Below are 22931 nucleotides of genomic sequence, written 5' to 3'. Positions count from 1 at the left end.
CGTTTACACAAAGTGTTGCTCTTAGGTGTTATGGCCCGATCTAACCGGACATAACACCGTTATTCCCCCATAAAATGTCGCACTACTTCCTCTCCACGCGTGCAAAGCACTAAAAATATCAAACCCTTTAACGTTTTTAAGATAAAATTTAACGCAAAGGGAACATCTCGCCGCATGGAAAGCGTCGTTCGAACCGTTTCGTTATTTCGTACTCTATGTCGGGAAGCAGCCCAACGCGTTGTTTCCTTTTTAGTTTTTAATGGCAAAGAAAGAGGTCAATATTATGGGGAAAGCTTCCTCATCTTTTGGCGTAATCCGTTTTCTCACAGTGCTTTTTGCACTGCTGACGGGCGCGTTTATGCTGGTTGGTGGCGTTTGGTTAGCCGCCATTGGTGGTTCCTGGTACTACGTTATTGGCGGTGTGGTCATGTTGATCACCGCTATTCTGCTGTGGCGCCGTAGCGGCTCAGCATTACTGCTGTACGCATTGCTGCTGTTGGCAACGCTGGTGTGGGGCGTGTGGGAAGTCGGTTTCGACTTCTGGGCGCTGGCACCGCGTACCGATGTGTTGGTGATCTTCGGCATCTGGCTGATTCTGCCGTTTGTGTATCGCGGTCTGAATAATGCCGGCAAAGGCGCTCTGGCGCTGTTGTCAGTGGCGCTGCTTGCCAGCGTGCTGGTGCTGGCGTGGGCAGTGTTCCACGATCCACAAGAGCTGAACGGTGAAATTCCAGCGGCAGCCTCTAATGCTCCGCAGGCGCAGCCGTTGAGCAACATCAATGATGCTGACTGGCCTGCCTATGCACGTGACCAGCAAGGCACCCGTTTCTCGCCGCTGAAGCAGATCAACACCGGTAACGTTAAAGAGCTGCAGGTTGCCTGGCAGTTCCAGACCGGCGATTTGAAGACGCCAAACGATCCGGGCGAAATCACCGATGAAGTCACGCCAATCAAAATCCGCGACACCCTGTATCTGTGCTCACCGCATCAGATTCTGTTTGCGCTGGATGCCAAAACTGGCAAGCAGAAGTGGAAATTTGATCCGGGCCTGAAGCCGAATCCAACCTTCCAGCACGTGACCTGCCGTGGCGTTTCTTATCACGAAGTCCCTGCTGCAGCTGATGCGGCCAATACCCAACCTGCGCTGTGCTCACGCCGTATTTACCTGCCGGTAAATGATGGCCGCATGTTCGCGCTGGATGCGGAAACCGGTGAACGTTGCGCTGCCTTTGGCAACAACGGTGAACTGGATCTGCAGCACAAGCAGCCCGTATTGACTCCAGGTCAGTACGAGCCAACCTCACCGCCGGTCATCACCGACACTACCATCGTGGTAGCGGGCGCGGTCACCGATAACTACTCAACCCGTGAGCCGTCTGGCGCCATCCGTGGCTTCGACGTCAACACCGGCAAACTGTTGTGGGTGTTCGATCCGGGCGCGAAAGATCCAAACGCGATTCCACAGGATGAACACACCTTCACCATGAATTCACCGAACTCATGGGCACCGGCGGTGTACGATCCGAAGCTGGATATCGTTTACCTGCCAATGGGTGTGTCAACGCCGGATATCTGGGGTGGCAACCGCACCGCAGAGCAGGAACGTTATGCGAGCAGCGTACTGGCACTGAACGCCACTACCGGTAAGCTGGTGTGGTCGTATCAGACCGTGCATCACGATCTGTGGGATATGGACCTGCCGTCGCAGCCGACGCTGGCCGATATCACCACCAAAGATGGCAAAACCGTTCCGGTGATTTATGCACCGGCGAAAACCGGTAACATCTTTGTACTGGATCGTCGCACCGGCGAGCCGGTTGTCCCTGCGCCGGAAACCCCGGTTCCACAGGGCGCCGCCAAAGGTGACCACGTTTCACCAACTCAGCCGTACTCCGAACTGACCTTCCGTCCGAAACAGAATCTGACGGACAAGGACATGTGGGGCGCGACGATGTACGACCAGCTGGTGTGCCGCGTGATCTTCAAGCGTCTGCGCTATGAAGGTCCGTTCACCCCGCCGTCTGAGCAAGGTACGCTGGTCTTCCCAGGCAACCTCGGCATGTTCGAATGGGGCGGTATCGCGGTGGATCCACATCGTCAGATTGCGATTGCTAACCCAATGGCGCTGCCGTTTGTTTCCAAGCTGGTTCCGCGCGGTCCGGGCAACCCGATCGAGCCACCGGCTGACGACAAAGGCGGTTCAGGTACTGAAACCGGCATCCAGCCACAGTACGGCGTACCGTACGGCGTGGAGCTGAATCCGTTCCTGTCACCGTTTGGTCTGCCGTGTAAACAACCGGCGTGGGGCTATGTCTCTGCGGTTGATCTGAAGACTAACGAAACTGTGTGGAAAAAACGCATTGGTACGGTTCGCGATAGCGCGCCAGTTCCACTGCCGTTCAAAATGGGTATGCCAATGCTGGGCGGCCCAATCACCACCGCAGGTAACGTGTTCTTCATTGGTGCTACCGCAGATAACTATCTGCGTGCATTCGATACCAATACCGGTGAAATGCTCTGGCAAGCACGTCTGCCAGCGGGCGGCCAGGCAACGCCGATGACCTATGAAGTGGATGGCAAGCAGTACGTTGTTATCGCGGCAGGTGGTCACGGTTCGTTTGGTACCAAGCTGGGTGATTATGTGATTGCTTATGCACTGCCAGATGCGAAGTAAGTTTTTGCGTTGAAGTAATAAAGCGGGCTTAGGCCCGCTTTTTCGTAGGGTCGCCATTTATGGCGACCTTTGCAAAAACCGCACAAACTTGCGGTGCGCCCATCATGAAGGTCGCCATAAATGTCGGCCCCACGAGTTAGCGGTTACGCAGCACGCGGGCGTTTAACAGCGCGCACAGCGCCATAATTACGCAGGTGGCCAGAAACACTGGACGCATACCAAACGCGCCGCCAACAAAGCCACCAAACAGCGGACCTGAAACCTGGCCGACATACTGCGCCGAAGTGGAATACCCCAGCATCTTACCCACCTGCGACTGCGGCACGCTGTGACGAATCAGCGCCGTGACGCACGGCATCAATCCACCCAGCGCCATGCCCATCAGAAAACGCAGCACCACCAATTGCCACGCTTCGCTGATAAACGCCTGCGGGATCAACAGCAACGCGCAGGCTATCAATCCGTAAATCAGCACGCGACCATGCCCAACGCGATCGGCCAGCCGTCCCAGACGCGGTGCGGAGAGAATGCTGCCGAGCGCGGCGGCGGCCATCACCAAACCGGCGGTGACGGTGATGGCGTGATCGCCGCTGACAAACTGGCCGATATACAGCGTGATGATCGGCTCAATCGACATATTGGCGAAAATCAGCAGCATGCCCGACAGCCACATCAGGCGCACCACCGGCAGATTCGGCGGTGCCTCATCGGCTCCACTGCTTTGCACGGTTTTCTTACCAAAAGAGCGCGGCACTTCTTTCAGTAAAAAGGTGGTAGCGAGGAAGGCGAGGAAAATCACCGCGCCGGTCAGCCAAAAGGTGTGACGAATACCAATCAGCGGCGGCAACACGCCGCCCAGCAGCGGCCCCACCACGTTGCCCGCCATGATGCCGGACGACAGCACGCCGAGCGCCCAGCCGGTTTGCTCTTTCGGCGTTTGCGCCGCCACCAGAATGGTCGATCCCGAGGCGTAACCGCCGAGCAAACCCGCCAGCAAACGCAGCGCCACCAGTTGCCACGGCGCGGTGGCCATGCCAATCAGCGACATCGCAATCGCCATGCCGAGGCTGGCGCGAATCAACATCAGTTTGCGGCCATAGCGATCGGCCAGTTTGCCCCACAGCGGCGCGGTCAGGGCGGCGCTGAGGAAGGTGGCGCCGTAGGCTGCACCCGACCAGCGCGCAATCGCCGCCGGTTCCTGCACGCCGAGTTGCTGCACGTAGAGCGGCAGAAACGGCAACAGTAGTGTCATCGCCACGATGGTGCTGAACGAACCCAGCACGCAGACACATAAATTTCGCTTCCAGTGTTGCTGTTCGGGCGCTAACGCGAGTGGAGGTTGCTGCATGGTGATATCCCTGTTTTTTGCTTTTTTAGCAGGCTAACAGCGAGCAATCAGAGAAAACAGGGTTGTTATGATAATTGCCAGGCGGCGTAGCATTGTTGCCAGATAACAACAATTACGCCATGCCGAGCGCCTTGATTAAGGCATCGCACAGCAATGTCACCGGCGAAGAGGGTTGCGGCTGCTCTTTCAGCAACAGATAGCTGTGCAGGCGATCCATTTGCCACTCTGGTAACACCTGCTGGATTTCACCGCGCGCTAAAGCATCTTGCGTCATATAAGCAGGCAGATAAGCGATGCCGGTCCCCGCCAGCGCCGCATTGAGCAGCGCCATGCTGTTGTTAGCGCGGAAACGGCTATGTACATCCAACGCCAGCCGCTGTTTATCACGGCGAAATGGCAGCGCGGCGGTGTGCGCCGGACCGTGAAACAGCAGTAAGTCGTGGCGCGTCAGGCGGTCAGGATGATCGATGTCCGCATGCGCCGCCAGATAATCCGGCGTAGCGTACAAGCCCCAATCAATGCTGGCGAGTTCACGATAGTTAGCGGCATCGGGCGCACGTGCGCGGATGACAATCGCCACGTCGGCGCTGGGTTGCGGGTCATCGCTAGTGGTGAGTTCGAGATCAACGTTGATGTGAATATGGCGGCGGATAAAGTCATTCAGCGTGGGCACCACGCATTGGCAGCCGTAGGTGACCGGCGCCTGCAAGCGCACGTTGCCTGCGGGCAGTTGATGCACCTGCTGCACAAAGGCGTCGGCGCGATGCATCTCTTCCAGCATGCGCACGCAGAACGGATAGTAAGCCTGGCCGAGCTCCGTCAGCACCACTTTGCGCGTGGTGCGCTGCAGCAGTTTGATGCCGAGCCGCACTTCCAGTCGCGCCACTTCGCGGCTGACGTGGGATTTGGAAACGCCTAAGGTGCGTGCGGCTTCGCTAAAGCTTTGCCGTTCCACTACGCGTGCAAACAGCATCATGGCGGAGAGATTGTCGCTGTTGTCCATGTTCTCTGGCAGTTAAGAGAGTGAGAACAGCAGCTTATAACAAATTCCCCGATCCTGGTCGCCATAAATGGCGACCCTACGCGACGGCTAATGGGAACAATAAACGATCCGGCTCGACGCGACGCTGGCGACGCAGCTGGCCTGGCGTAACCATGAAGTAGTTTTTGAAGGTGCGAGTATAAGCCTGCTGCGTATCGAAGCCGTAACTCATCGCCACCTGCAAAATCGCCTCATCGCTGTTAATCAGCGTCAATGCCGATTCGGTTAAGCGGCGCTGGCGAATGTATTCGGCCAGCGAAAAACCGGTGTGCTGACGGAACAGACGTTGCAGATGCCAGCGGGAGTATCCCGAGCGGCGTGCTACTTCATCCAGATGAAGATCGTGCCCTAAGTTATTCTCTATCCAGTCCAGCAAACTACGGATAAATTCGCGCTGATTCATGGGATTCTCCTGCGTTGGCAATGTGTCCAGTGCCGCCACAATAGCGCGTTAAATTTATCCCTTAATTAGCAGAAAATTAGCGCAGAATTAGCAAGGGGGAAAACGGGTATAATTCTGGCCTAATTATCTGTCGCTACACTGCGTTCAGTTAAGTTGGAGGGCATCATGCGTGTGCTGCTGGTAGAAGATGACGAAATGATTGGCGCGAATCTGCAGCAAGCGCTGGAAGCGGCAGGTTGGTCAGTGGATTGGGTACGCGACGGCGTCTATGCCAGCAATGCCTGGGCCGAAGGCGGCTATACCTGCGTGTTGCTGGATCTTGGCTTGCCGCGTGAAGATGGCTTGCAGGTGCTGCGACGAGCGCGCACACGCGGCGACATGACGCCGGTGCTGGTGCTCACCGCCCGTGATACCGTGCAGCAGCGCATTCAGGGATTGGACAGCGGCGCGGATGACTATTTGCTGAAACCCTTTGATCTGCAAGAGGTGCTGGCACGTATGCGCGCCATTACCCGCCGTCGTCACGGTGCGGCAGATTCTCTGCTCGGCAGCGGCGACGTGCAGATCGACATCATGACGCGCGAAGTGTTGTATAAAGGCCAGCGCGAACAGCTCACCGCACGCGAATATGCCCTGCTCTACGCCTTGCTGGAGCGGCCCGGCGCCATCCTTTCACGCGAACAGTTAGAAAACCGCATTTACGGCTGGGGCGAAGAGGTCAGCAGCAACGCGGTGGATGTACTGATTCACGGTATGCGTCGCAAACTGGATAACGAAGTGATCCGCAACGTACGCGGACTTGGCTGGCGGGTACCGGCAATATGAAACCTTTCACCTTTATGCGCTCGCTGCGTAACAAACTGCTCGCCACGCTGGTGATTCTGCATCTGGCGATGATTGGCGGCGTCACCTGGTATTTCTATCACTGCTACGGCGACATGATGGGCACCATGAAGGACGATCAGCTCGCCAAGATCGCCGATGCCTGGGCCAGCAGCCAACGCATGCCGGCGCTGATGCCGATGGTGATGCATGAAGAGAAACTCAAAAGCACCTATATCGTTCAGCTGTGGGACGAAAGCAACCATCTGCGCGCCAGCTCGTGGCCGGGCCTGCATGCGCCATTGCAGCTGAAAAAAGGCTGGACCGATTTGAAAGTCGGTGACTGTGGCGACGACTGCGAATGGCGTGTTTACACGCGGCCCGGCGAGCTGGGCAGTGAAATCGGCAATATTCAGGTGCTGCATAATATCGGCTACATGAAAAGTATCATGGTCAAGCGAGCGCTCTCCGCCATCATTCCGTTGGTACTGATGATGCCGCTCTCACTGATCGTGATATGGCTGGTGGTGCGGGCGATAACGCGCGATTTACGCGTGGCGTCGCGCCATATCGCAGCCCAGGAAACCCTGCATCCGCATAGCGTTTCACCTGATGGCTTGCCGGATGAAGTGCTGCCGCTGGTGGCAGCTTACAACGCCTTGCTGGATAGACTGCGCGCGGCCTGGTCATCGCAGCGTCAGTTCCTCGAAGATGCGGCGCATGAGCTGCGTACGCCGGTCACCGCAGTGACCTTGCAGCTGGAGAATCTGCGGCAACATATTCAACCCGGAGAAGCCAGCCGCCAGTTCGATCAGCTGGAAGCGGGTGTAACGCGCACGCGCCATCTGGTGACGCAGCTGCTGAATATCTCGCGTCAGGAAGATCAATCGGTGGTCGCCACGGTGGAAAGCATCGAGCTGGACGACCTGCTGAAAGAGAGCATTGAGCAGTTGATGGTGGTGGCAGATAAGCGCGGCATTGATATCGGCTTTAACGGCACCACGCATTATCGCCTGCACGCCAGCCGCTCCGATCTGCGTAGCCTGTTCGATAACCTGATCGGCAATGCGATGCTGCACACGCCGGAAGGCAGCCTGGTCGATGTGCTGCTGCATCGCGTCGGTAATCACACCGTGGTGGATATTGTCGATAACGGGCCCGGCATGGCGGAATCCTTTATCGAACGCGCCTTTGACCGCTTCACCCGTTCGCCGGACGTGCAGGCGCAAGGCAGCGGACTGGGCTTATCGATTGTGCGCAGCGTTGCGCAAAAGCATCAGATGCAAGTTGCGCTGTCGAACCGCCACGATCAACAGGGCCAGATTGCTGGCCTGCAGGTGCGCGTTACCCTCCCATAACCCCGTAGGGTTGCCATTCATGGCGACCTTGCAATTTATCGCACCATTCTCTCAACCCCTTTTTCCCGACGAACGCGACACGTAAACGGTTGCGGGGTTCCGTTCGCCTCACGGCCGTTATGTGATAACCATCACATTTCCAGTGAATCAAACTGCAACACTTTTTGACAAACGTGACCAAAATCTATTTTCTATGCCTCTGTTACAGGCACATTACGCAAGCTTGAAAATCTGGCGACACAGACCGGATACGACAACTCACTGCCCATCCCCTGGGATCAATTTCACCCGATCGCGGCGACGGCCCGGCGATCAAAAGCATGTGGTTAACAATAATGAAATATAAAGCGTTGATAGCAGGGGCCTTATTGGCCAGCAGCTGGACTGGTGCGGCACAAGCGGCAGACAGCGATCCGCAGTACGTTTCTGACTGGTGGCATCAGAGCGTGAACGTGGTGGGCAGCTACCACACCCGTTTTGGACCCCAGTTCAACAACGACGTGTATCTGGAATACGAAGCCTTTGCTAAAAAGGATTGGTTCGATTTCTACGGCTATCTCGATCTGACCAACTTCTTTGGCGTGGGTAACAGCAACGCCAACGGCGTGTTCGACCACGGTTCGCCGATGTTCATGGAAATTGAGCCACGTTTCTCCATCGATAAGCTGACAGGCACCGACCTCTCTTTTGGTCCGTTTAAAGAGTGGTACTTCGCCAACAACTACATCTATGACATGGGTCGCAACAGCGATAGCCGTCAGAACACCTGGTACATGGGTCTCGGCACTGACATTGATACGCACAGCGATATCGGCCTGTCGCTGAACGTTTACGCGAAATACCAGTGGGAAAACTACGGTGCGGCGAACGAGAACAGCTGGGATGGTTATCGCTTCAAGGTGAAATACTTTGTACCGATTACCGACCTGTGGGGCGGCAAGCTGAGCTACATCGGCTTCACCAACTTCGACTGGGGTTCCGATCTGCGTGATAAGTCCGATCGTTCACGCACCAGCAACTCGATTGCATCGAGCCACATTCTGTCGCTGAACTACGATCACTGGCATGTTTCAACCGTGGCGCGTTATTTCCACAACGGCGGCCAGTGGGCTGATGGCCAGGAGGTGAACTTCGGTAACGGTCCGTTTGAAGTGAAATCGACTGGCTGGGGTTACTATTTGGTGGTGGGTTACAACTTCTAAGTTGTTGGTTTCCCTCACCCTAACCCTCTCCCACAAGTGGGAGAGGGAACAGATCGTGCCCCTACCTACTCTCTCTCCCGCTTGCGGGAGAGGGCTGGGTGAGGGCTAGCGCGCACCCTATACTCAAATCTGCGGCTTATACGCATTCACCATCCACGGTACGCCGAACTTATCGGTCAACATGCCAAAGCCATTGGCCCAGAACGTCGGTGCCCAGCTTTTCGTCACTTCACCGCCCGCGGACAACGCCTCAAACCAACGCTTGCCTTGCGCCTCATCCGGCGTGGATAAACTCACGGCAAAACCGCCATACGCCGCCTGCGGTGCGCCATCGCTCATCATCAATTCGCCCTGCCCGATGCGCAGATGGGCATGCATAATCTGCTCCGGCGAAAAGCTCACGCCCGAGATACAACCTTCGTCCTCCACCGGCGTTTCATCCGGCATATCGCCATAAGTCATCTTGAACAGCAGCTCGCCGTCGGTGGCGTCGAGGTAGAAGGCAATCGCCTCTTCGCAGCGACCGCTGTAAAACACATACGGGGTAACTTGCATGGTCTGTACTCCATAAAGGGAACGTCCCCTGCAAGTGTAGTGCGCATTATTTATACCGTTGCGAGCCAGGCCGCACTCTTACCTTTGCTGACAGTAGCGCCGAAACAGCTGCGCCATGTAGGCGCTCATCGGTGTCAGCGCGGTGTCTTTGCGCTGGATAAGGTAGAAAGTGGCTTTCGGTAAGGGTTCGTCGAGCTCGAGGGAGATCAGCTGGCCGCCGTGCGTCGGGTCTTCAATCACATCGCGCGAAATAATGCTGACGAAATCGCTCTGCGCCACCAGGCTGGTGCAGGCCATAAAGGTCTCGCAGGTGACGACGATTTTCGGTGCCATGCCGCGCTCGCCAAACAGATCGTGCAGCAGCCGATAATAGCTGCCCTGCGGCGTCGGCATGGTCCAGTCGCAGTGTTGCAGCTCGGCCAGCGTGCGCGCGTGCGCCATCGGATGCCCTTTGCGCATCACCACCTGATAATCACGCTCCATCAGCCGTTCAAACACCAATTCCTGATCGAGATGATTTTTATCGTAGGTATTGATGGTGAAATCCAGTTCGCCCTGGCGCAGTTCATGCACCATCGAAACCAGCTGACCTTCAACAATTCGCACCTTAACCAGCGGATACTCGCGATGAAATTGATTGATCACCTGCGGCATAACGGTGCGCGCAATACTGCCGCCCACGCCGATGTTGACGCGCCCGCCGGCTAATCCCAGCCGCTGCTGAATATCTTCCTGCGCCACCCGCAACTCTTCCAGTATCAGGCTGGCATGCTTAAAAAAGTTATCACCGATATCGGTCAGCGTAACGCCCTGCTGTCGCCGCTCGAACAGGCGCGCGCCCAGCGCCAGCTCCAGCTCCTGAATCGCTTTGGTCAGCGCAGGCTGTGAAAGCCCGGACAAGCGGCTGGCGGCACGGATGCTGCCCTGACGCGCCACGTCAACAAACGCGCGCAGCTGATGAAGTTTGAGATTGGCAGACATGGTTTGATGATAACCGTTGTTTATCAGTAGCAAGATATTCGCATCTTATGCGCGGCAAAACCAATGTGTAGATTCGGATGAATGCATAAAAAACCAACACAAAGGAAATGCCGATGAAAACCCTTTCTGACCTCGTCAACGCGCGCATCCCGCAGATGCAGGCCTGGCGACGCGATCTGCACCACTTTGCCGAATCGGGCTGGCTGGAGTTCCGCACCGCCACGTTGGTGGCTGAAGAGCTGCATCGTCTTGGTTATCAACTCAAGCTGGGCCGCGAGGTGATCGATGCCGACTCGCGCATGGGATTGCCCTCTGCTGAGGTGCTGGTGCAGCAGGAAGCGCGCGCGCTGGAGCAAGGCGCGCTGCCGCAGTGGATTAAGCACTTCTCCGGCGGATTTTGTGGCGTGGTCGCCACGCTGGAAACCGGTCGTCCTGGCCCGGTAATGGGTTTCCGCGTGGATATGGATGCGCTCGATCAGAACGAAAGCCGCGCCGCCGATCATCTGCCAACGCGCGAAGGCTTTGCCTCCTGCAATCCCGGCATGATGCACGCCTGCGGCCACGACGGCCACACCACCATCGGCCTGGCGCTGGCGGGCGTGTTGATGGAGATGAAAGCGCAGCTGAGCGGCACCATCAAACTCATTTTCCAGCCCGCCGAAGAAGGCGTGCGCGGGGCGAAAGCGATGGTCGCGGCCGGTGTGGTGGATGATGTCGATCTGTTCACCGCCATCCATCTTGGTACTGGCGTGCCCGCTGGAGAAATCGTCTGTGGCAGCGACAGCTTCCTCGCCACCACCAAACTCGACGTCAATTTTACCGGCGTCGGCGCGCACGCCGGTGGCAAACCGGAAGAGGGTCGCAACGCCCTGCTGGCCGCGGCGCAGGCTACGCTGGCGCTGCACAATCTGCCGCAGCACAGCGGCGGCGTGGCGCGCGTTAACGTCGGCGTATTGCAAGCCGGAACCGGACGCAACGTGGTGCCCGACTGCGCGCTGATGAAGGTGGAAACGCGCGGCGTCAGCAATCAGGTTAACGACGATATCTATCAGCAGGCGCTGCGCGTGATTGCCGGTGCGGCGGCGATGTACGGCGTCGAATATGAGGTCAAGCTGATGGGCGGCGCGCGCAGCTGCACGCCGAGCCCGCCGTGGGTGGCGTTCATCCACCAGCAGGCCGAAACGCTGGGCATTTTTACCTCAGTGGTCGATACGAAACAGCAGGCGGCGGGCTCGGAAGATGCCACTTACATGCTGGAGCGCGTGCAGCAGCGCGGCGGCCAATCCTCCTACGTGATTTTCGGTTGCGATCTGGCGGCAGGCCATCACAACGCGAAGTTCGATTTCGACGAAGCGATCATGGCGACCGCCGTACAGACGCTGGCGACGCTGGCCCTCAATCAAGCGCAGTTTGGAGGCCAGCGATGAGCCACAGCGAATTTATCGATCACTACATCAACCAAAACCAGCCGCGTTTTACCGCCCTCAGCGATGCCATCTGGGACGTACCGGAAACCCGCTTTGAAGAGACAAAGTCTTCCGCGTTGCTGGCCGATGCGCTGGAGCAGGAAGGATTTCGCGTTAAGCGCGGCGTCGGCAACATCGACACCGCGTTTATCGCCAGCATTGGCAGCGGCAAACCGGTGATCGCCATTCTCGGCGAGTTCGATGCGCTGGCGGGTTTGAGTCAGCAATCAGGTTGCGCCATGCCGCAGCCGCTGGTGGAAAACGGCAACGGCCACGGCTGCGGCCACAATCTGCTCGGCACCGCCGGTTTGGCTGCCGCTTTCGCCATCAAAGCCTGGTGGGCCGAGCACGGCCAGCGCGGCACGCTGCGCTTCTACGGCTGTCCGGGTGAAGAAGGCGGTTCCGGCAAAACCTTTATGGTGCGCGAAGGCTTGTTCGACGATGTTGATGCGGCCGTGACCTGGCATCCCGAAGGTTTCAGCGGCATGTTCAACCTCAGCACGCTGGCCAATATTCAGGCCGCCTTCCGCTTCAAAGGCGTGGCGGCGCACGCGGCCAACTCACCGCACTTAGGACGCAGCGCGCTGGATGCGGTGACGCTGATGAACACCGGCGCCAACTTCCTGCGCGAGCACATCGTGCAGGAAGCGCGTCTGCACTACGCAGTGACCAATGCCGGCGGCGTCTCCCCCAATGTGGTGCAAGCCGACGCCGAAGTGCTGTATCTGATTCGCGCGCCGCAGCTCGATCAGGCGCAGGATATCTATCAGCGCGTCATCAACATCGCTAAAGGCGCGGCCCTGATGACAGACACGCAGATGACGGTGCGCTTTGATAAAGCCTGCTCCAATTACGTGCCGAATCGCGCGTTGGAAAGCGTGATGGAGCGCTATTTGCATCAGTTTGGTTTGCCTGATTACAGTGAAGCGGAACAGGCGTTTGCCGCCGAGATGCGATCCACGCTAAGCAAAGACAATCTGCGCAACGCGCGTCTCAATGCAGCGCGCACCGGCGGTGAAGCGGGCGTTGCCTGGAGTGAAGCGCTCGGCGACAAGATTTTGATGGATGAAGTGGCGCCTTATGCGGTGACGCGCGAGATCCTTTACGGTTCAACCGACGTCGGCGATGTGAGTTGGGTGACGCCCACCGCGCAGTGTTTTGCGCCCTGCTTCGCCTTCGGCACGCCGCTGCACACCTGGCAGCTGGTGGCGCAGGGCCGCACGTCCATTGCGCACAAAGGCATGTGTCTGGCCGCCAAAGTGATGGCCGCCACCGCGCTGACCTTGTTGCAGGATGACGAGGCGCTGGCGCGCTGCCGCGATGAGTTCCAGCGCGTGCGCCGCGAGCAGCCTTACGTCTGCCCGATTCCAGCGGATGTCACACCGTCGAAGTTGAAGTAATCGTGCGATTCGTAACACGGTGCGCATAAATGCGCACCCTACGACGTAGGGTCGCCATTCATGGCGACCATCACCATGAACGCACGAAACATATCGCCATTCATGGCGACCACTGAAATACCAAAAAAAATACAAAAATATAGCCCCCAACGGGCATGCAAACATAACAAGACGAGATGAGGACCTGCAATGGAAGTGACCACGGAGAACCGCAGCCCCGGAAAGCTGTTTAGCTGGATTGAACGCGTCGGCAACAAAGTGCCGAATCCATTCTTACTGTTCGTCTATTTGATCGTGGTGCTGATGGTGGCCACCGCCATACTCAGCAGCCTCGACGTGGCGGTGAAAAATCCGGCCAACGGCGAACTGGTGCGGGTAAACAACCTGCTAAGCGTCGCCGGGATTCAGTGGATCCTGCCCAACATCATCAAAAACTTCAGCGGCTTTACGCCGTTGGGATCGATTCTGGCGCTGGTGATTGGTGCGGGCCTGGCGGAAAAAGTCGGCCTGCTGCAATCACTGATGGTAAAAATGGCGTCGCGTGTGAGTCGTCGCTACGCCAGCTACATGGTGCTGTTTATCGCCTTCTTCAGCCACATTTCGTCCGATGCCGCGCTGGTGGTGATGCCGCCGCTCGGCGCGCTGATCTTCCTCGCGGTGGGACGCCATCCGGTGGCGGGATTGATGGCGGCGATTGCCGGCGTGGCGTCCGGTTTTACCGCCAACCTGCTGATTGTCACCACCGATGTGCTGCTGTCCGGCATCAGTAGCGAAGCCGCCAAAGCGGTGAGCGATACCGTCCACGTTAGCGTGATCGACAACTGGTACTTTATGGCCAGCTCGGTGATTGTGCTGACCATCGCCGGTGCGCTACTGACCGACAAGTTTGTCGAGCCGCGCCTGCCCGCGTGGAACGGCGGCAACAACGATCGCCTGCCGCCGCTCACTGCGCTGGAGAATCGCGGCCTGAAAGCTGCCGGTATCGCCGCGCTGGTGTTTATCGCGCTGATGGCGCTGCTGGTGGTGCCGGAACACGCGCCGCTGCGCAATCCGAAAACCGGCGGTATCATTCCGTCGCCGTTTATTCAGGGCATTGTGCCGATCATCATCCTGTTCTTCTTTGTGGTAGCGATTGCCTATGGCGCGGTGACAAAGCAGATTCGCCACGCGGATGATATCCCGCAGCTGCTGGTGGATCCGATGAAGAGCATGGCGGGCTTTATTGTGATGGTGTTTCCGCTGTCGCAGTTTGTTGCCTTCTTCAACTGGAGCAACATGGGCAAGTTCATGGCTATCGGCCTGACCGATGTGCTGGAAAGCGCGGGCATTAGCGGTGCACCGGCGTTTATGGGCTTGATGTTCCTCTCGGCGTTCCTGTGCATGTTTATCGCCAGCGGCTCAGCCATCTGGTCGATTCTGGCACCGGTATTTGTGCCGATGTTTATGCTGCTGGGCTTCCATCCGGCGTTTGCGCAGATGATTTTCCGCATCGCCGATTCTGCGGTGTTGCCGCTGGCACCGATGTCGCCGTTCCTGCCGCTGTTCCTCGGCTTTCTGCAGCGCTATCAAAAAGATGCACAGCTGGGCACCTATTACGTGCTGATCTTCCCCTATCCGCTGGTGTTCTTCACCACCTGGATTGTGCTGCTGCTGGCGTGGTATGCGCTCGGTTTACCGATCGGTCCGGGCGTCTATCCGAGCCTGCACTAAGCCTGCGCCACGGATGGCGACTCCTTTTCTGTGAACTGCAACGTATGTTGCCAAAATGTCACCGTCCCGCCTCTCGGCAACGCTCAGCGAATTTATTATCCTGCTATTCCTTCGCTTGCTAACGGTTAATTATTTTTAAAACCCATCTCAGCCGTCAGCGGGTTCTGCAAACACCGAGGTTTACACAACAATGACAACAATCACGTCGACAGGGATGGCGAACGACCACATCAGTGCGGATCGCCGCACCTTAGCCGGGCGCATTGATGCGCTGCCCTCTTCTGCCGGTCTGTGGCGCTTTATCACGCTACTGGCGCTGGGCGGCTTCTTTGAGCTCTACGATCTGTTTGAAACCGGCTACATCAGCTCCGGCCTGGTGGCGGCGGGCGTGTTTCATACCGGTTCTGCCGGCGTGTTCGGCGTCGCCGATCAGGCGGCATTTGCCTCCGCGACTTTCCTTGGCCTGTTTGTCGGCGCGAGTTTGCTTGCGCCCTACGCCGACCGTTTTGGCCGCCGCCTGACCTTTATGTGCGCGCTGGCGTGGTACGGCGCGTTTTCGCTGCTGATGGCGTTCCAGCAAAGCGCGGAGATGATCATCCTGTTCCGCTTCCTGGTCGGCATTGGCCTTGGCGTCGAGCTGGTGACCATCGATACCTATCTTTCCGAATGGGTACCGGCGCATCTGCGCAGCCGCGCGTTCGCCTTCTCCTTCTTTATCCAGTTCCTGTCGGTACCGGCGGTGGCGCTGATGTCGTGGTGGCTGGTGCCGCAAACCATTCTCAGCCTTGAAGGCTGGCGCTGGGTGGTGATTGCCGGTGCGGTCTGCTCGCTGGTGATCTGGCTGATTCGTAAAAATCTGCCGGAATCCGCGCGCTGGCTGGCACAACAAGGACGGCATCAGGAAGCGCATCAGGTTTTGAGCGCGATGGAAAAGCGCTGTGGTATTTCTTCTCCCCTTCCCCCACTGGTGGGGGAAGGCCGGGATGGGGGACAGTTCGCACCTGAGCAACCTAAGCAAGGGCGTTTCAGTGAGATTTGGGCACCCGCCTATCGCAAGCGCACGCTGATGCTGGTGGTGATGAACTTCTTTCAGGCGATTGGCTTTTTTGGCTTCGGCAACTGGCTGCCCGCGCTGCTGTCGGGCAAAGGCGCGACCGTCACGCATAGCCTGCTGTATGCGTTTTTCATTACGCTGGCCTACCCGCTCGGCTCGCTGATTTGCAGTCGCTACGCCGACAAGCTCGAGAACAAATGGCAGATCGTGTTTTCATCGCTGATGACGGTGGTGTTCGGCACGCTGTTTGCGTTTATGACCAATCCGGTGCTGATGATCATCTGCGGCTTCCTGATCACCTACAGCAACGCGTGGCTGACCTATAGCTATCACGCTTATCAGACCGAGATTTTCCCGACGCACATTCGCGCCCGCGCGGTGGGTTTCTGCTACTCGTTTAGCCGCCTGTCGACGGTGTTCAGCAGTATTTTGATTGGCATTATTTTGCAGTATGCCGGCAGCCAGGGCGTGATCGCCTTTATCGTGCTGAGTATGTTGATGGTGATGCTTTCGGTGGGCATTTATGGGCCGAAAACCCGTGGTATGGATTTGGAGAATATTTGAAGAGTATTAAAGAAAATGGCGGCCAACTTGGCCGCCATGATGAGAAGTGGTTAAATCAGATCGATTTTCACGCCCTGTTGTACCAGCAATTCCACATCCAAACCGTCGTGGCTGTATACCTGATATTTCAAACCAGCCACTGACACCTTACCCTTTTGGCGATGCCAATCACCTTCATCAATGCCATTGCCTAATAAGTCATCTAGCTTAATGACATCATTTTTGTTTCCTTTCACCACCAATTGCGTTTTTCCATCCTGAATAAAGAGATCTTTGCTACCCGCACTTAGGATGTCACTGACATTAATGTTGAGCGTATTCCCAGAGCTGATTTTGACCATATTCACTACCGATTTTTGGTTGCTGGCTGCGATTAAGTCAGCTAAGTAATCGGATGAAATTTCATTCATTTTGGATGCAAAGCTATCGGGTTTAGCGTCAAAGGTGAACATAGCCGCGTTAGGATCACGTACCGTGCTACCGGATACCTGGAAATCGTGCGTGCCGTAGGAGGTGAGCTGCGGTGTAGTAAATGTCCATTCGCCATTGGCGTTAGCTTTGGTACTGCCACTGACCCACCATTTGCCGTTGTCATGTCTGGCATGAATGTAGACGGTGCTATTAGCCGATGTATAGCCTTTCAGGGTTGGCGTCAGATCATCAGTACGGCCACCATTCACAATATTGCCCTGGAGCAGACCATTGTTGTCATGGGCGGTAACAATGACCGGGACAATCCTGCTGTCAGGCGCTGCATACAGCGAGAGAAAGGCGGAGCTTGGATCACGTACCGCACTGCCGGATACCTGGAATGTGTAGGTGCCGTAGGTAGTCAACTGCGGCATATCATATGCCCACTCTCCTTTGGCGTTGGCGTTCGTGCTGCCACTTATCCACCATTTGCCGTTTTCATGCTTAGTATGAACGTACACAATCGCGCCAGCAGAGGCATGCCCTTTCAGGGTTGGCGTCAGGTCGTCGGTTCGGCCACCATTCTGGATGGTGCCCTGAAGCTTACCATTGTTGTCATATGCGGTATCAATGACCGGCGCAATCTGCGCGTCTGGACCCGCATACAGCGTGAAAGTCGACGCTTTTGGATCGCGTACCGTGCTGCCGGATGCCTGGAAATCGTAGTTGCTGTGGTAAGGCAACTGCGGCATATCATATGACCATTCACCTTTGGCATCCGCTTTCGTACTGCCGCTTACCCACCATGCGCCGCTTTCATACTTCACATGAATGTAGACAATCGCGCCCGCAGAGGCATGCCCTTTCAGGGTTGGCGTCAGGTCGTCGGTTCGACCACCATTCTGGATAGTGCCCTGTTTCAGCCCGTTGTTGTCGATGAGGTAATCAATGACCGGCGCAATCTGCGCGTCTGGACCCGCATACAGCGTGAAAGTCGACGCTTTTGGATCGCGTACCGTGCTGCCGGATGCCTGGAAATCGTAGTTGCTGTGGTAAGGCAACTGCGGCATATCATATGACCATTCACCTTTGGCATCCGCTTTCGTACTGCCGCTTACCCACCATGCGCCGCTTTCATACTTCACATGAATGTAGACAATCGCGCCCGCAGAGGCATGCCCTTTCAGGGTTGGCGTCAGGTCGTCGGTTCGGCCACCATTCTGGATGGTGCCCTGTTTCAGACCATTGTTGTCGTAGGCAGATTCAATGACGGGTTGCACATATGTATTGATCTGGAGAGAGAATTCGCCACTCTTACCGTTATAACTTGTTGAGTTGGATGCCTGAAAATCATAGACGCCATTGCCGTTAGTCAGTTTGGCTACTTCAATATTCCAGAATCCGTTTGCATCGGCTACGGCACTGCCTTTGAGGGACCAACTGCCATTCTGATGACGCGCATGAAGGTAGACAATACTGTGAGCTTCAGCACTGCCACTAAAGGCTGGGGTTAAATCATCGGTATCAGCACCAGAAGCGAGTTTACCCTGTGCATCACCAAAATTATCCCATGCATACTCAATCTTCACCGTAGTGGGGGCAACTGCAATCACGTCAAACGCTGCGGTTGGCTGGCTTAATTCACCTCGACTATTCTGCGAACGCAGAGTAATGCTGTTTTTGCCATAGTGCAGTACATCTGAGCTTGCTTCCCAAGCCCACTTTCCATTCTCAACCGGAGCAATACCAACGCGTTTTCCTTTGACATAAATATGAACGGATTCGGCGCCAACTGGCGCATTACCTCGCAATGATGGACGAAGATCATCCGTGCTCTCACCATGTTTGATGACACCGGTTTCCAGGCCGTAATTGTCATACACCTCCAGCAATTGAGGTTTATTGATGGTGGGTACATTTACAAACAGCGTGAAGACATCAGAATCTTCACTGACCTGGCCAAAACGATCGGTAGCGGTGACGTAGATGCGTTGTTCGCCATCACGCAATTTAGGTTCCATTGTCCACTGGCCATTTTTCGCCGCCTGTACACTACCCAACAGGAAGCCATTGCTGTACACACGAACAATACTGTCTGGCTCGGCATAGCCAGAAATCGTCGGTTTACGGTCATCAGTAAATCCCTTGTCTCCTACGGGCCCCTTAACGCTCCCAACATCATCCATAATGCGCGTAATACCCGGCTTATCCGGTGCGCTAAGATCGACATTAATGCGTGTCTGATAAACATCGCCATAGTTCCCGGCGAGATCAACATAGCGAATGGAAAGATTATGGCCACCTTCAGCTAATTGCAGTGGCAACTGAAATTCCCAATCGCCATTAGCGTCTATTTTTGAAGTGAATTTTTTCCCATTAATAACGAGCTCGACGATGCCATCCTTAGCATCGGGAGCATTAGATTTCCAGTATTGATAGGGCGTATTAACCCAGTTTTCAAAACCAGGCAACATAGGATCATAGGCAGTTGACATAAAAATTCCTTTTAATTAAAGCGTTGAAAATATGAAAAACAGCAATAGCAAAAGGATTTTTAAATAATTAACATTCGGTATTAAAACAGAAAGGTCTTGAAAGCAATAAAAAAACTCAACAAAAATTATACACAAGACAAGTCTTTCGACAATTAAGCGATAATTTTTATTCATTTACCAATGAGAAATTAAATAATATTTAGAAATGTGTTTTGCGGGAGGTTAAACAATACAGAATTTAGAAATGACCATGAAACAGGATCATTCATTAATGAAATGATGAGTACTAAAAAATAGTAGAAAGGAGGCCACACTGGCCTCCTGTCATTTTACTGCCCTTCCAACACCTTAATATCTGCATTACCCTGCTTCGGCTGCACGGTTTCGTCTTTACGCAGTTCGGCCACATCTTTCGCCGACACGCTCGACTTCACGCCATTGCCCCAGCTGCCACGGATAAAGTTCACCACATCCGCCACCTGCTGATCGTTCAGGCGCCAGCCGAACGCCGGCATGGTGATCGCCGTGGGTGCGCCTTTCACGCCAGGTAAAGTGCCGCCAACCAATACGATGTGAATCAGCGAGGTCGGATCGTCCGCCATCACCACCGGATTACCGCGCAGCGCGGGATAGAAGCGCTGATAGCCGCTGCCGTCGGTTTTGTGGCACGCCGCACAGCTATCGACATAGGTCGATGCGCCAGGCTGGCTGTCGTCACCTTTCCACAACGCCTGAGACACCGCATCATCCTGCTTAAACACCGCCTGATTCGGATCTTTCGCGCCAAGGGATTTCAGATACTTAGCAATCGCGCTGATATCGTCATCGCTCAGATACTGCAGGCTGTGCTGCACCACATCGGTCATGCCACCAAACACGGCGGTGTGATCGTTGCGGCCAAAGCGCAGGAACTGCTTGAGATCGTCTTCGCTCCAGCGGCCTAAACCATCGCGGTTGTCGCCACGCAGGTTGCTGGCGGTCCAGCCATCAATCGGCGCGCTGCTGCCGGAAAGATAGTTGTTGCCTTCGCCGTTGTTGAGCGCTTTTTCCTGCATGGTGATGCTACGCGGCGTATGGCAAGCACCACAGTGGCCGAGACCTTCCACCAGATAGCGACCGCGTGCCAATTGCGGATCTTCCTGTGCCGCCGGCTGGAACGCTTTCACGTCCGGCGCAAAGATGCCGCGCCAGATGGCTAACGGCCAACGCATTGACAGCGGCCACGGAATGTCGCTCTCTTTGTTCGCCTGCGCCACCGGCTGCACGCCGTGCATGAAGTAGGCGTAGAGCGCCTTCATGTCGTCATCGCTGACCACCGCGTAAGACGGATAGGGCATCGCCGGATAGAGCGTGTCGCCGTTTTTCGCTACGCCGTGACGCACCGCTTTCTGGAAGTCGTCATAGCTGTAATCACCAATCCCGTTGGCTTTGTCCGGCGTGATGTTGGTGGAGTAGATGGTGCCGATCGGCGTCGCCATCGGCAGTCCACCGGCAAAGGGTTTACCGCCTTCGGTGCTGTGACAGGCCACGCAGTCGCCTGCGCGCGCCAGATACTCACCGCGCTTCACCAGCGCGTCCGAACCTGCTTCGTCCGCCACTGCGGCGAACGTCATCGTGCCCAGAAACAGGGCTAAAATGCTTTTGATCATCGCCGTGTTCCTTATGCCTGTACCAGCGGGCCGGGGTTTTTCAGATACTGTTCACGAATCGCTTTGGCAGACCAATAGGTCAACGCGGCGACCATGCCCGTTGGGTTGTAGCCGAGCCCCTGCGGGAACGCCGAAGCGCCTGGCACAAACACGTTCGACACATCCCAGCTCTGCAGATAACGGTTCACCGCGCTGGTTTTCGGATCTTCACCCATGATCGCGCCGCCGCTCATGTGCGTGGTTTGATACACGGTGGTATCGAAGTGCGAGCCCGGTCCTTTCGCGCCGCCGATAATCATTTTCGGGTTCATCGCTTCGGTGATTTTGCGCATTTTGCCGATCATGAACTGCGCCATCTTGATGTCGTTATCCTGCCAGTCAAAGGTCATACGCAGCAGCGGCTGGCCGTAGGCATCTTTGTAGTTAGGATCGAGATCGAGATAGTTGGCGCGATAAGACTGGTGCGCGCCGTGCGCATCCATCGAGATGTGATGGTTGTAGGTATCCGCGACCGCCGATTTCCACTGGCTGCCCCAGTTTGGCGTGCCTTTCGGCGTTGGCAAACCCGAGATTGGCTTGGTACCGGCTTGGTTCACCCAGAATGGCGAACCGCCAACGAAGCCGTGCGGGCCGTGATCGAAGTTGTCGGCGTTGAAATCATCCACTGCCACACCTGCGCCACCGGCACCGATAAACGGGTTGGTGGTGGTGTTTTTGTCGAACAGCGCTTTCAGCGTTGAGATGTTCTGATAGGCGAAGTTACGCCCAACCACACCTTCGTTGGAAATCGGGTTATACGGCTTGCCAATGCCGGAGAGCAGCATCAGATGCACGTTGTGGAACTGGAACGCCGACAGGATCACCAGATCCGCAGGCTGCACCACTTCGCGGCCCTGACCATCGAGATAGGTCACGCCGGTGGCGCGCTTTTTATCGTCGGTCAGATTAACGCGCAGCACGTAGGCGTTGTTGCGCAGCTCGAACTTCGGTTCCTGACGCAGAGCGGGCAGGATGTTGACGTTCGGCGAGGCTTTGGAATACATGTAGCAGGCGTAACCGCTGCAGAAACCGCAGAAGTTGCACGGGCCCATCTGTGCGCCGTAGGTGTTGGTGTAGGGGCCTGAGGTGTTGGCCGACGGCATATCATAAGGGTGATAACCCACTGATTCCGCCGCTTGCGCGAACAGCTGCGCCGAGTAGGTGCGCTTCTGCGCCGGCAGCGGGAAGTCGCTGGAACGATCTGGCGCGTACGGGTTGCCGCCCTTCTCTTTGCCCAGCAGTTTGCCTTTGATTGACCAGGCGCTGCCCGAGGTGCCGAACACTTTCTCGGCCTGATCGAAGAAGGGTTCGAGCTCGTCATAGTTGACGCCGAAATCCTGGATCGTCATGCCTTCCGGGATGAAGTTTTTACCGTAACGCTGCTCGTAATGGCTGCGCAGGTTCAGTTCTACCGGGTCAACGCGGAAATGCACGCCTGACCAGTGCAGACCCGCGCCGCCAGTGCCGGTGCCGGGCAGAAACGCTGCCAGCTGGCGATAAGGTACGGCGGTTTGCGAGGCATCATGACGGATGGTGACGGTGCTTTTCGACAGATCCTGGAACAGCTTTTTGCGGATGTTATAGGTCAGTTCGTCAATTGACTGCGGATAAGATCCATCCGGATAGGTATCGCGATGCGGACCGCGCTCCAGCGCCACCACATTCAGGCCCGCTTCGGTCAGCTCTTTCGCCATGATGGCACCCGCCCAGCCGAAACCGACGACGACCGCATCCACTTTTTTCAATTCATTTGCCACG

General features: G+C 56.3%; 16 protein-coding genes. 8 read left to right on the top strand and 8 right to left on the bottom strand.

All coding sequences use genetic code 11. The features are described 5' to 3' along the window. The first annotated feature begins 283 nt into the window (after positions 1-283). The gene (locus tag NQH49_RS02010) at positions 284-2674 is read left to right on the top strand and encodes a glucose/quinate/shikimate family membrane-bound PQQ-dependent dehydrogenase (RefSeq protein ID WP_256698192.1); all 2391 of its coding nucleotides are present in this window, start codon (positions 284-286) and stop codon (positions 2672-2674) included. A gap of 136 nt (positions 2675-2810) precedes the next feature. On the opposite strand, the gene NQH49_RS02005 is transcribed toward NQH49_RS02010, so the two are convergent. The 3 genes from NQH49_RS02005 to NQH49_RS01995 all read right to left on the bottom strand — a co-directional run bounded on the left by NQH49_RS02005 (position 2811) and on the right by NQH49_RS01995 (position 5467). Beyond that, positions 2811-4022 (bottom strand): MFS transporter, encoded by a 1212-nt coding sequence (locus NQH49_RS02005; RefSeq protein WP_256698191.1) that lies wholly within the window; start codon positions 4020-4022, stop codon positions 2811-2813. Positions 4023-4134: 112 nt separating this feature from the next. After that, on the bottom strand, positions 4135-5025 hold the full coding sequence (locus NQH49_RS02000; RefSeq protein WP_256698190.1) for a LysR family transcriptional regulator: 891 nt from the start codon (positions 5023-5025) through the stop codon (positions 4135-4137). Between the two features lie 76 nt (positions 5026-5101). Next, positions 5102-5467: a helix-turn-helix domain-containing protein gene (locus NQH49_RS01995; protein ID WP_008105596.1), complete on the bottom strand. Its 366-nt coding sequence runs from the start codon at positions 5465-5467 to the stop codon at positions 5102-5104. A 165-nt stretch (positions 5468-5632) separates the two neighbouring features. On the opposite strand from NQH49_RS01995, the gene NQH49_RS01990 reads away from it, so the two are divergent. The 3 genes from NQH49_RS01990 to NQH49_RS01980 all read left to right on the top strand — a co-directional run bounded on the left by NQH49_RS01990 (position 5633) and on the right by NQH49_RS01980 (position 8849). After that, positions 5633-6292, top strand: a complete 660-nt coding sequence (locus tag NQH49_RS01990; protein WP_008105599.1) for a response regulator — start codon at positions 5633-5635, stop codon at positions 6290-6292. Then, entirely contained in the window at positions 6289-7647 is a 1359-nt protein-coding gene (locus tag NQH49_RS01985; RefSeq protein WP_008105600.1) for a sensor histidine kinase, read from the top strand. Before NQH49_RS01990 ends, NQH49_RS01985 begins: the two co-directional genes overlap by 4 nt. Positions 7648-7982: 335 nt before the next feature. Continuing rightward, the gene (locus tag NQH49_RS01980; protein WP_008105602.1) at positions 7983-8849 is read left to right on the top strand and encodes a nucleoside-specific channel-forming protein Tsx; all 867 of its coding nucleotides are present in this window, start codon (positions 7983-7985) and stop codon (positions 8847-8849) included. Positions 8850-8972: 123 nt separating this feature from the next. On the opposite strand, the gene yjdN is transcribed toward NQH49_RS01980, so the two are convergent. Next, complete coding sequence (gene yjdN, locus NQH49_RS01975) at positions 8973-9404, bottom strand: VOC family metalloprotein YjdN (RefSeq protein WP_137384991.1); 432 nt, start codon at positions 9402-9404, stop codon at positions 8973-8975. A gap of 78 nt (positions 9405-9482) precedes the next feature. Next, positions 9483-10385 carry a LysR family transcriptional regulator gene (locus NQH49_RS01970; RefSeq protein ID WP_256698471.1) on the bottom strand — a complete coding sequence of 301 codons (903 nt, stop codon included), beginning with the start codon at positions 10383-10385 and terminating at the stop codon, positions 9483-9485. 113 nt (positions 10386-10498) lie between these two features. On the opposite strand from NQH49_RS01970, the gene NQH49_RS01965 reads away from it, so the two are divergent. The 4 genes from NQH49_RS01965 (at position 10499) to NQH49_RS01950 (ending at position 16579) form a co-directional block, all read left to right on the top strand. Beyond that, a complete protein-coding gene (locus NQH49_RS01965) occupies positions 10499-11812 on the top strand; it encodes an amidohydrolase (protein WP_256698188.1) in 1314 nt (437 codons plus the stop codon). Then, positions 11809-13251, top strand: a complete 1443-nt coding sequence (locus NQH49_RS01960) for a M20 family metallopeptidase (protein WP_256698187.1) — start codon at positions 11809-11811, stop codon at positions 13249-13251. Before NQH49_RS01965 ends, NQH49_RS01960 begins: the two co-directional genes overlap by 4 nt. Before the next feature lie 189 nt (positions 13252-13440). Next, positions 13441-14961 (top strand): p-aminobenzoyl-glutamate transporter, encoded by a 1521-nt coding sequence (gene abgT / locus NQH49_RS01955; protein WP_256698186.1) that lies wholly within the window; start codon positions 13441-13443, stop codon positions 14959-14961. Positions 14962-15151: 190 nt separating this feature from the next. Next, entirely contained in the window at positions 15152-16579 is a 1428-nt protein-coding gene (locus tag NQH49_RS01950; RefSeq protein ID WP_256698184.1) for an MFS transporter, read from the top strand. Between the two features lie 50 nt (positions 16580-16629). Here the strand turns inward: NQH49_RS01950 and NQH49_RS01945 are convergent, their stop codons facing one another. From NQH49_RS01945 to NQH49_RS01935, 3 genes are all read right to left on the bottom strand, one after another. Next, the gene (locus tag NQH49_RS01945) at positions 16630-19485 is read right to left on the bottom strand and encodes an Ig-like domain-containing protein (RefSeq protein ID WP_256698182.1); all 2856 of its coding nucleotides are present in this window, start codon (positions 19483-19485) and stop codon (positions 16630-16632) included. Positions 19486-19814: 329 nt separating this feature from the next. Further along, on the bottom strand, positions 19815-21134 hold the full coding sequence (locus NQH49_RS01940) for a c-type cytochrome (protein WP_256698181.1): 1320 nt from the start codon (positions 21132-21134) through the stop codon (positions 19815-19817). Positions 21135-21145: 11 nt separating this feature from the next. After that, complete coding sequence (locus tag NQH49_RS01935; RefSeq protein ID WP_256698180.1) at positions 21146-22930, bottom strand: GMC family oxidoreductase; 1785 nt, start codon at positions 22928-22930, stop codon at positions 21146-21148. Between the last annotated feature and the right edge of the window lies 1 nt (position 22931).

The sequence above is a fragment of the Pantoea trifolii genome, from assembly GCF_024506435.1.
Classification (GTDB): Bacteria; Pseudomonadota; Gammaproteobacteria; order Enterobacterales; family Enterobacteriaceae; genus Pantoea; species Pantoea trifolii.
Note: the sequence above shows the minus strand (reverse complement) of the source record. Positions and strands in the feature narration are given on the sequence as shown.

What these genes read in the sequence shown, in the direction of transcription:
- NQH49_RS02010 (WP_256698192.1), top strand. Translation starts at nt 284, where the DNA reads ATGGGGAAAGCTTCCTCATCTTTTGGCGTAATCCGTTTTCTCACAGTG.
- NQH49_RS02005 (WP_256698191.1), bottom strand. Translation starts at nt 4,022, where the DNA reads ATGCAGCAACCTCCACTCGCGTTAGCGCCCGAACAGCAACACTGGAAG.
- NQH49_RS02000 (WP_256698190.1), bottom strand. Translation starts at nt 5,025, where the DNA reads ATGGACAACAGCGACAATCTCTCCGCCATGATGCTGTTTGCACGCGTA.
- NQH49_RS01995 (WP_008105596.1), bottom strand. Translation starts at nt 5,467, where the DNA reads ATGAATCAGCGCGAATTTATCCGTAGTTTGCTGGACTGGATAGAGAAT.
- NQH49_RS01990 (WP_008105599.1), top strand. Translation starts at nt 5,633, where the DNA reads ATGCGTGTGCTGCTGGTAGAAGATGACGAAATGATTGGCGCGAATCTG.
- NQH49_RS01985 (WP_008105600.1), top strand. Translation starts at nt 6,289, where the DNA reads ATGAAACCTTTCACCTTTATGCGCTCGCTGCGTAACAAACTGCTCGCC.
- NQH49_RS01980 (WP_008105602.1), top strand. Translation starts at nt 7,983, where the DNA reads ATGAAATATAAAGCGTTGATAGCAGGGGCCTTATTGGCCAGCAGCTGG.
- yjdN (WP_137384991.1), bottom strand. Translation starts at nt 9,404, where the DNA reads ATGCAAGTTACCCCGTATGTGTTTTACAGCGGTCGCTGCGAAGAGGCG.
- NQH49_RS01970 (WP_256698471.1), bottom strand. Translation starts at nt 10,385, where the DNA reads ATGTCTGCCAATCTCAAACTTCATCAGCTGCGCGCGTTTGTTGACGTG.
- NQH49_RS01965 (WP_256698188.1), top strand. Translation starts at nt 10,499, where the DNA reads ATGAAAACCCTTTCTGACCTCGTCAACGCGCGCATCCCGCAGATGCAG.
- NQH49_RS01960 (WP_256698187.1), top strand. Translation starts at nt 11,809, where the DNA reads ATGAGCCACAGCGAATTTATCGATCACTACATCAACCAAAACCAGCCG.
- abgT (WP_256698186.1), top strand. Translation starts at nt 13,441, where the DNA reads ATGGAAGTGACCACGGAGAACCGCAGCCCCGGAAAGCTGTTTAGCTGG.
- NQH49_RS01950 (WP_256698184.1), top strand. Translation starts at nt 15,152, where the DNA reads ATGACAACAATCACGTCGACAGGGATGGCGAACGACCACATCAGTGCG.
- NQH49_RS01945 (WP_256698182.1), bottom strand. Translation starts at nt 19,485, where the DNA reads ATGTCAACTGCCTATGATCCTATGTTGCCTGGTTTTGAAAACTGGGTT.
- NQH49_RS01940 (WP_256698181.1), bottom strand. Translation starts at nt 21,134, where the DNA reads ATGATCAAAAGCATTTTAGCCCTGTTTCTGGGCACGATGACGTTCGCC.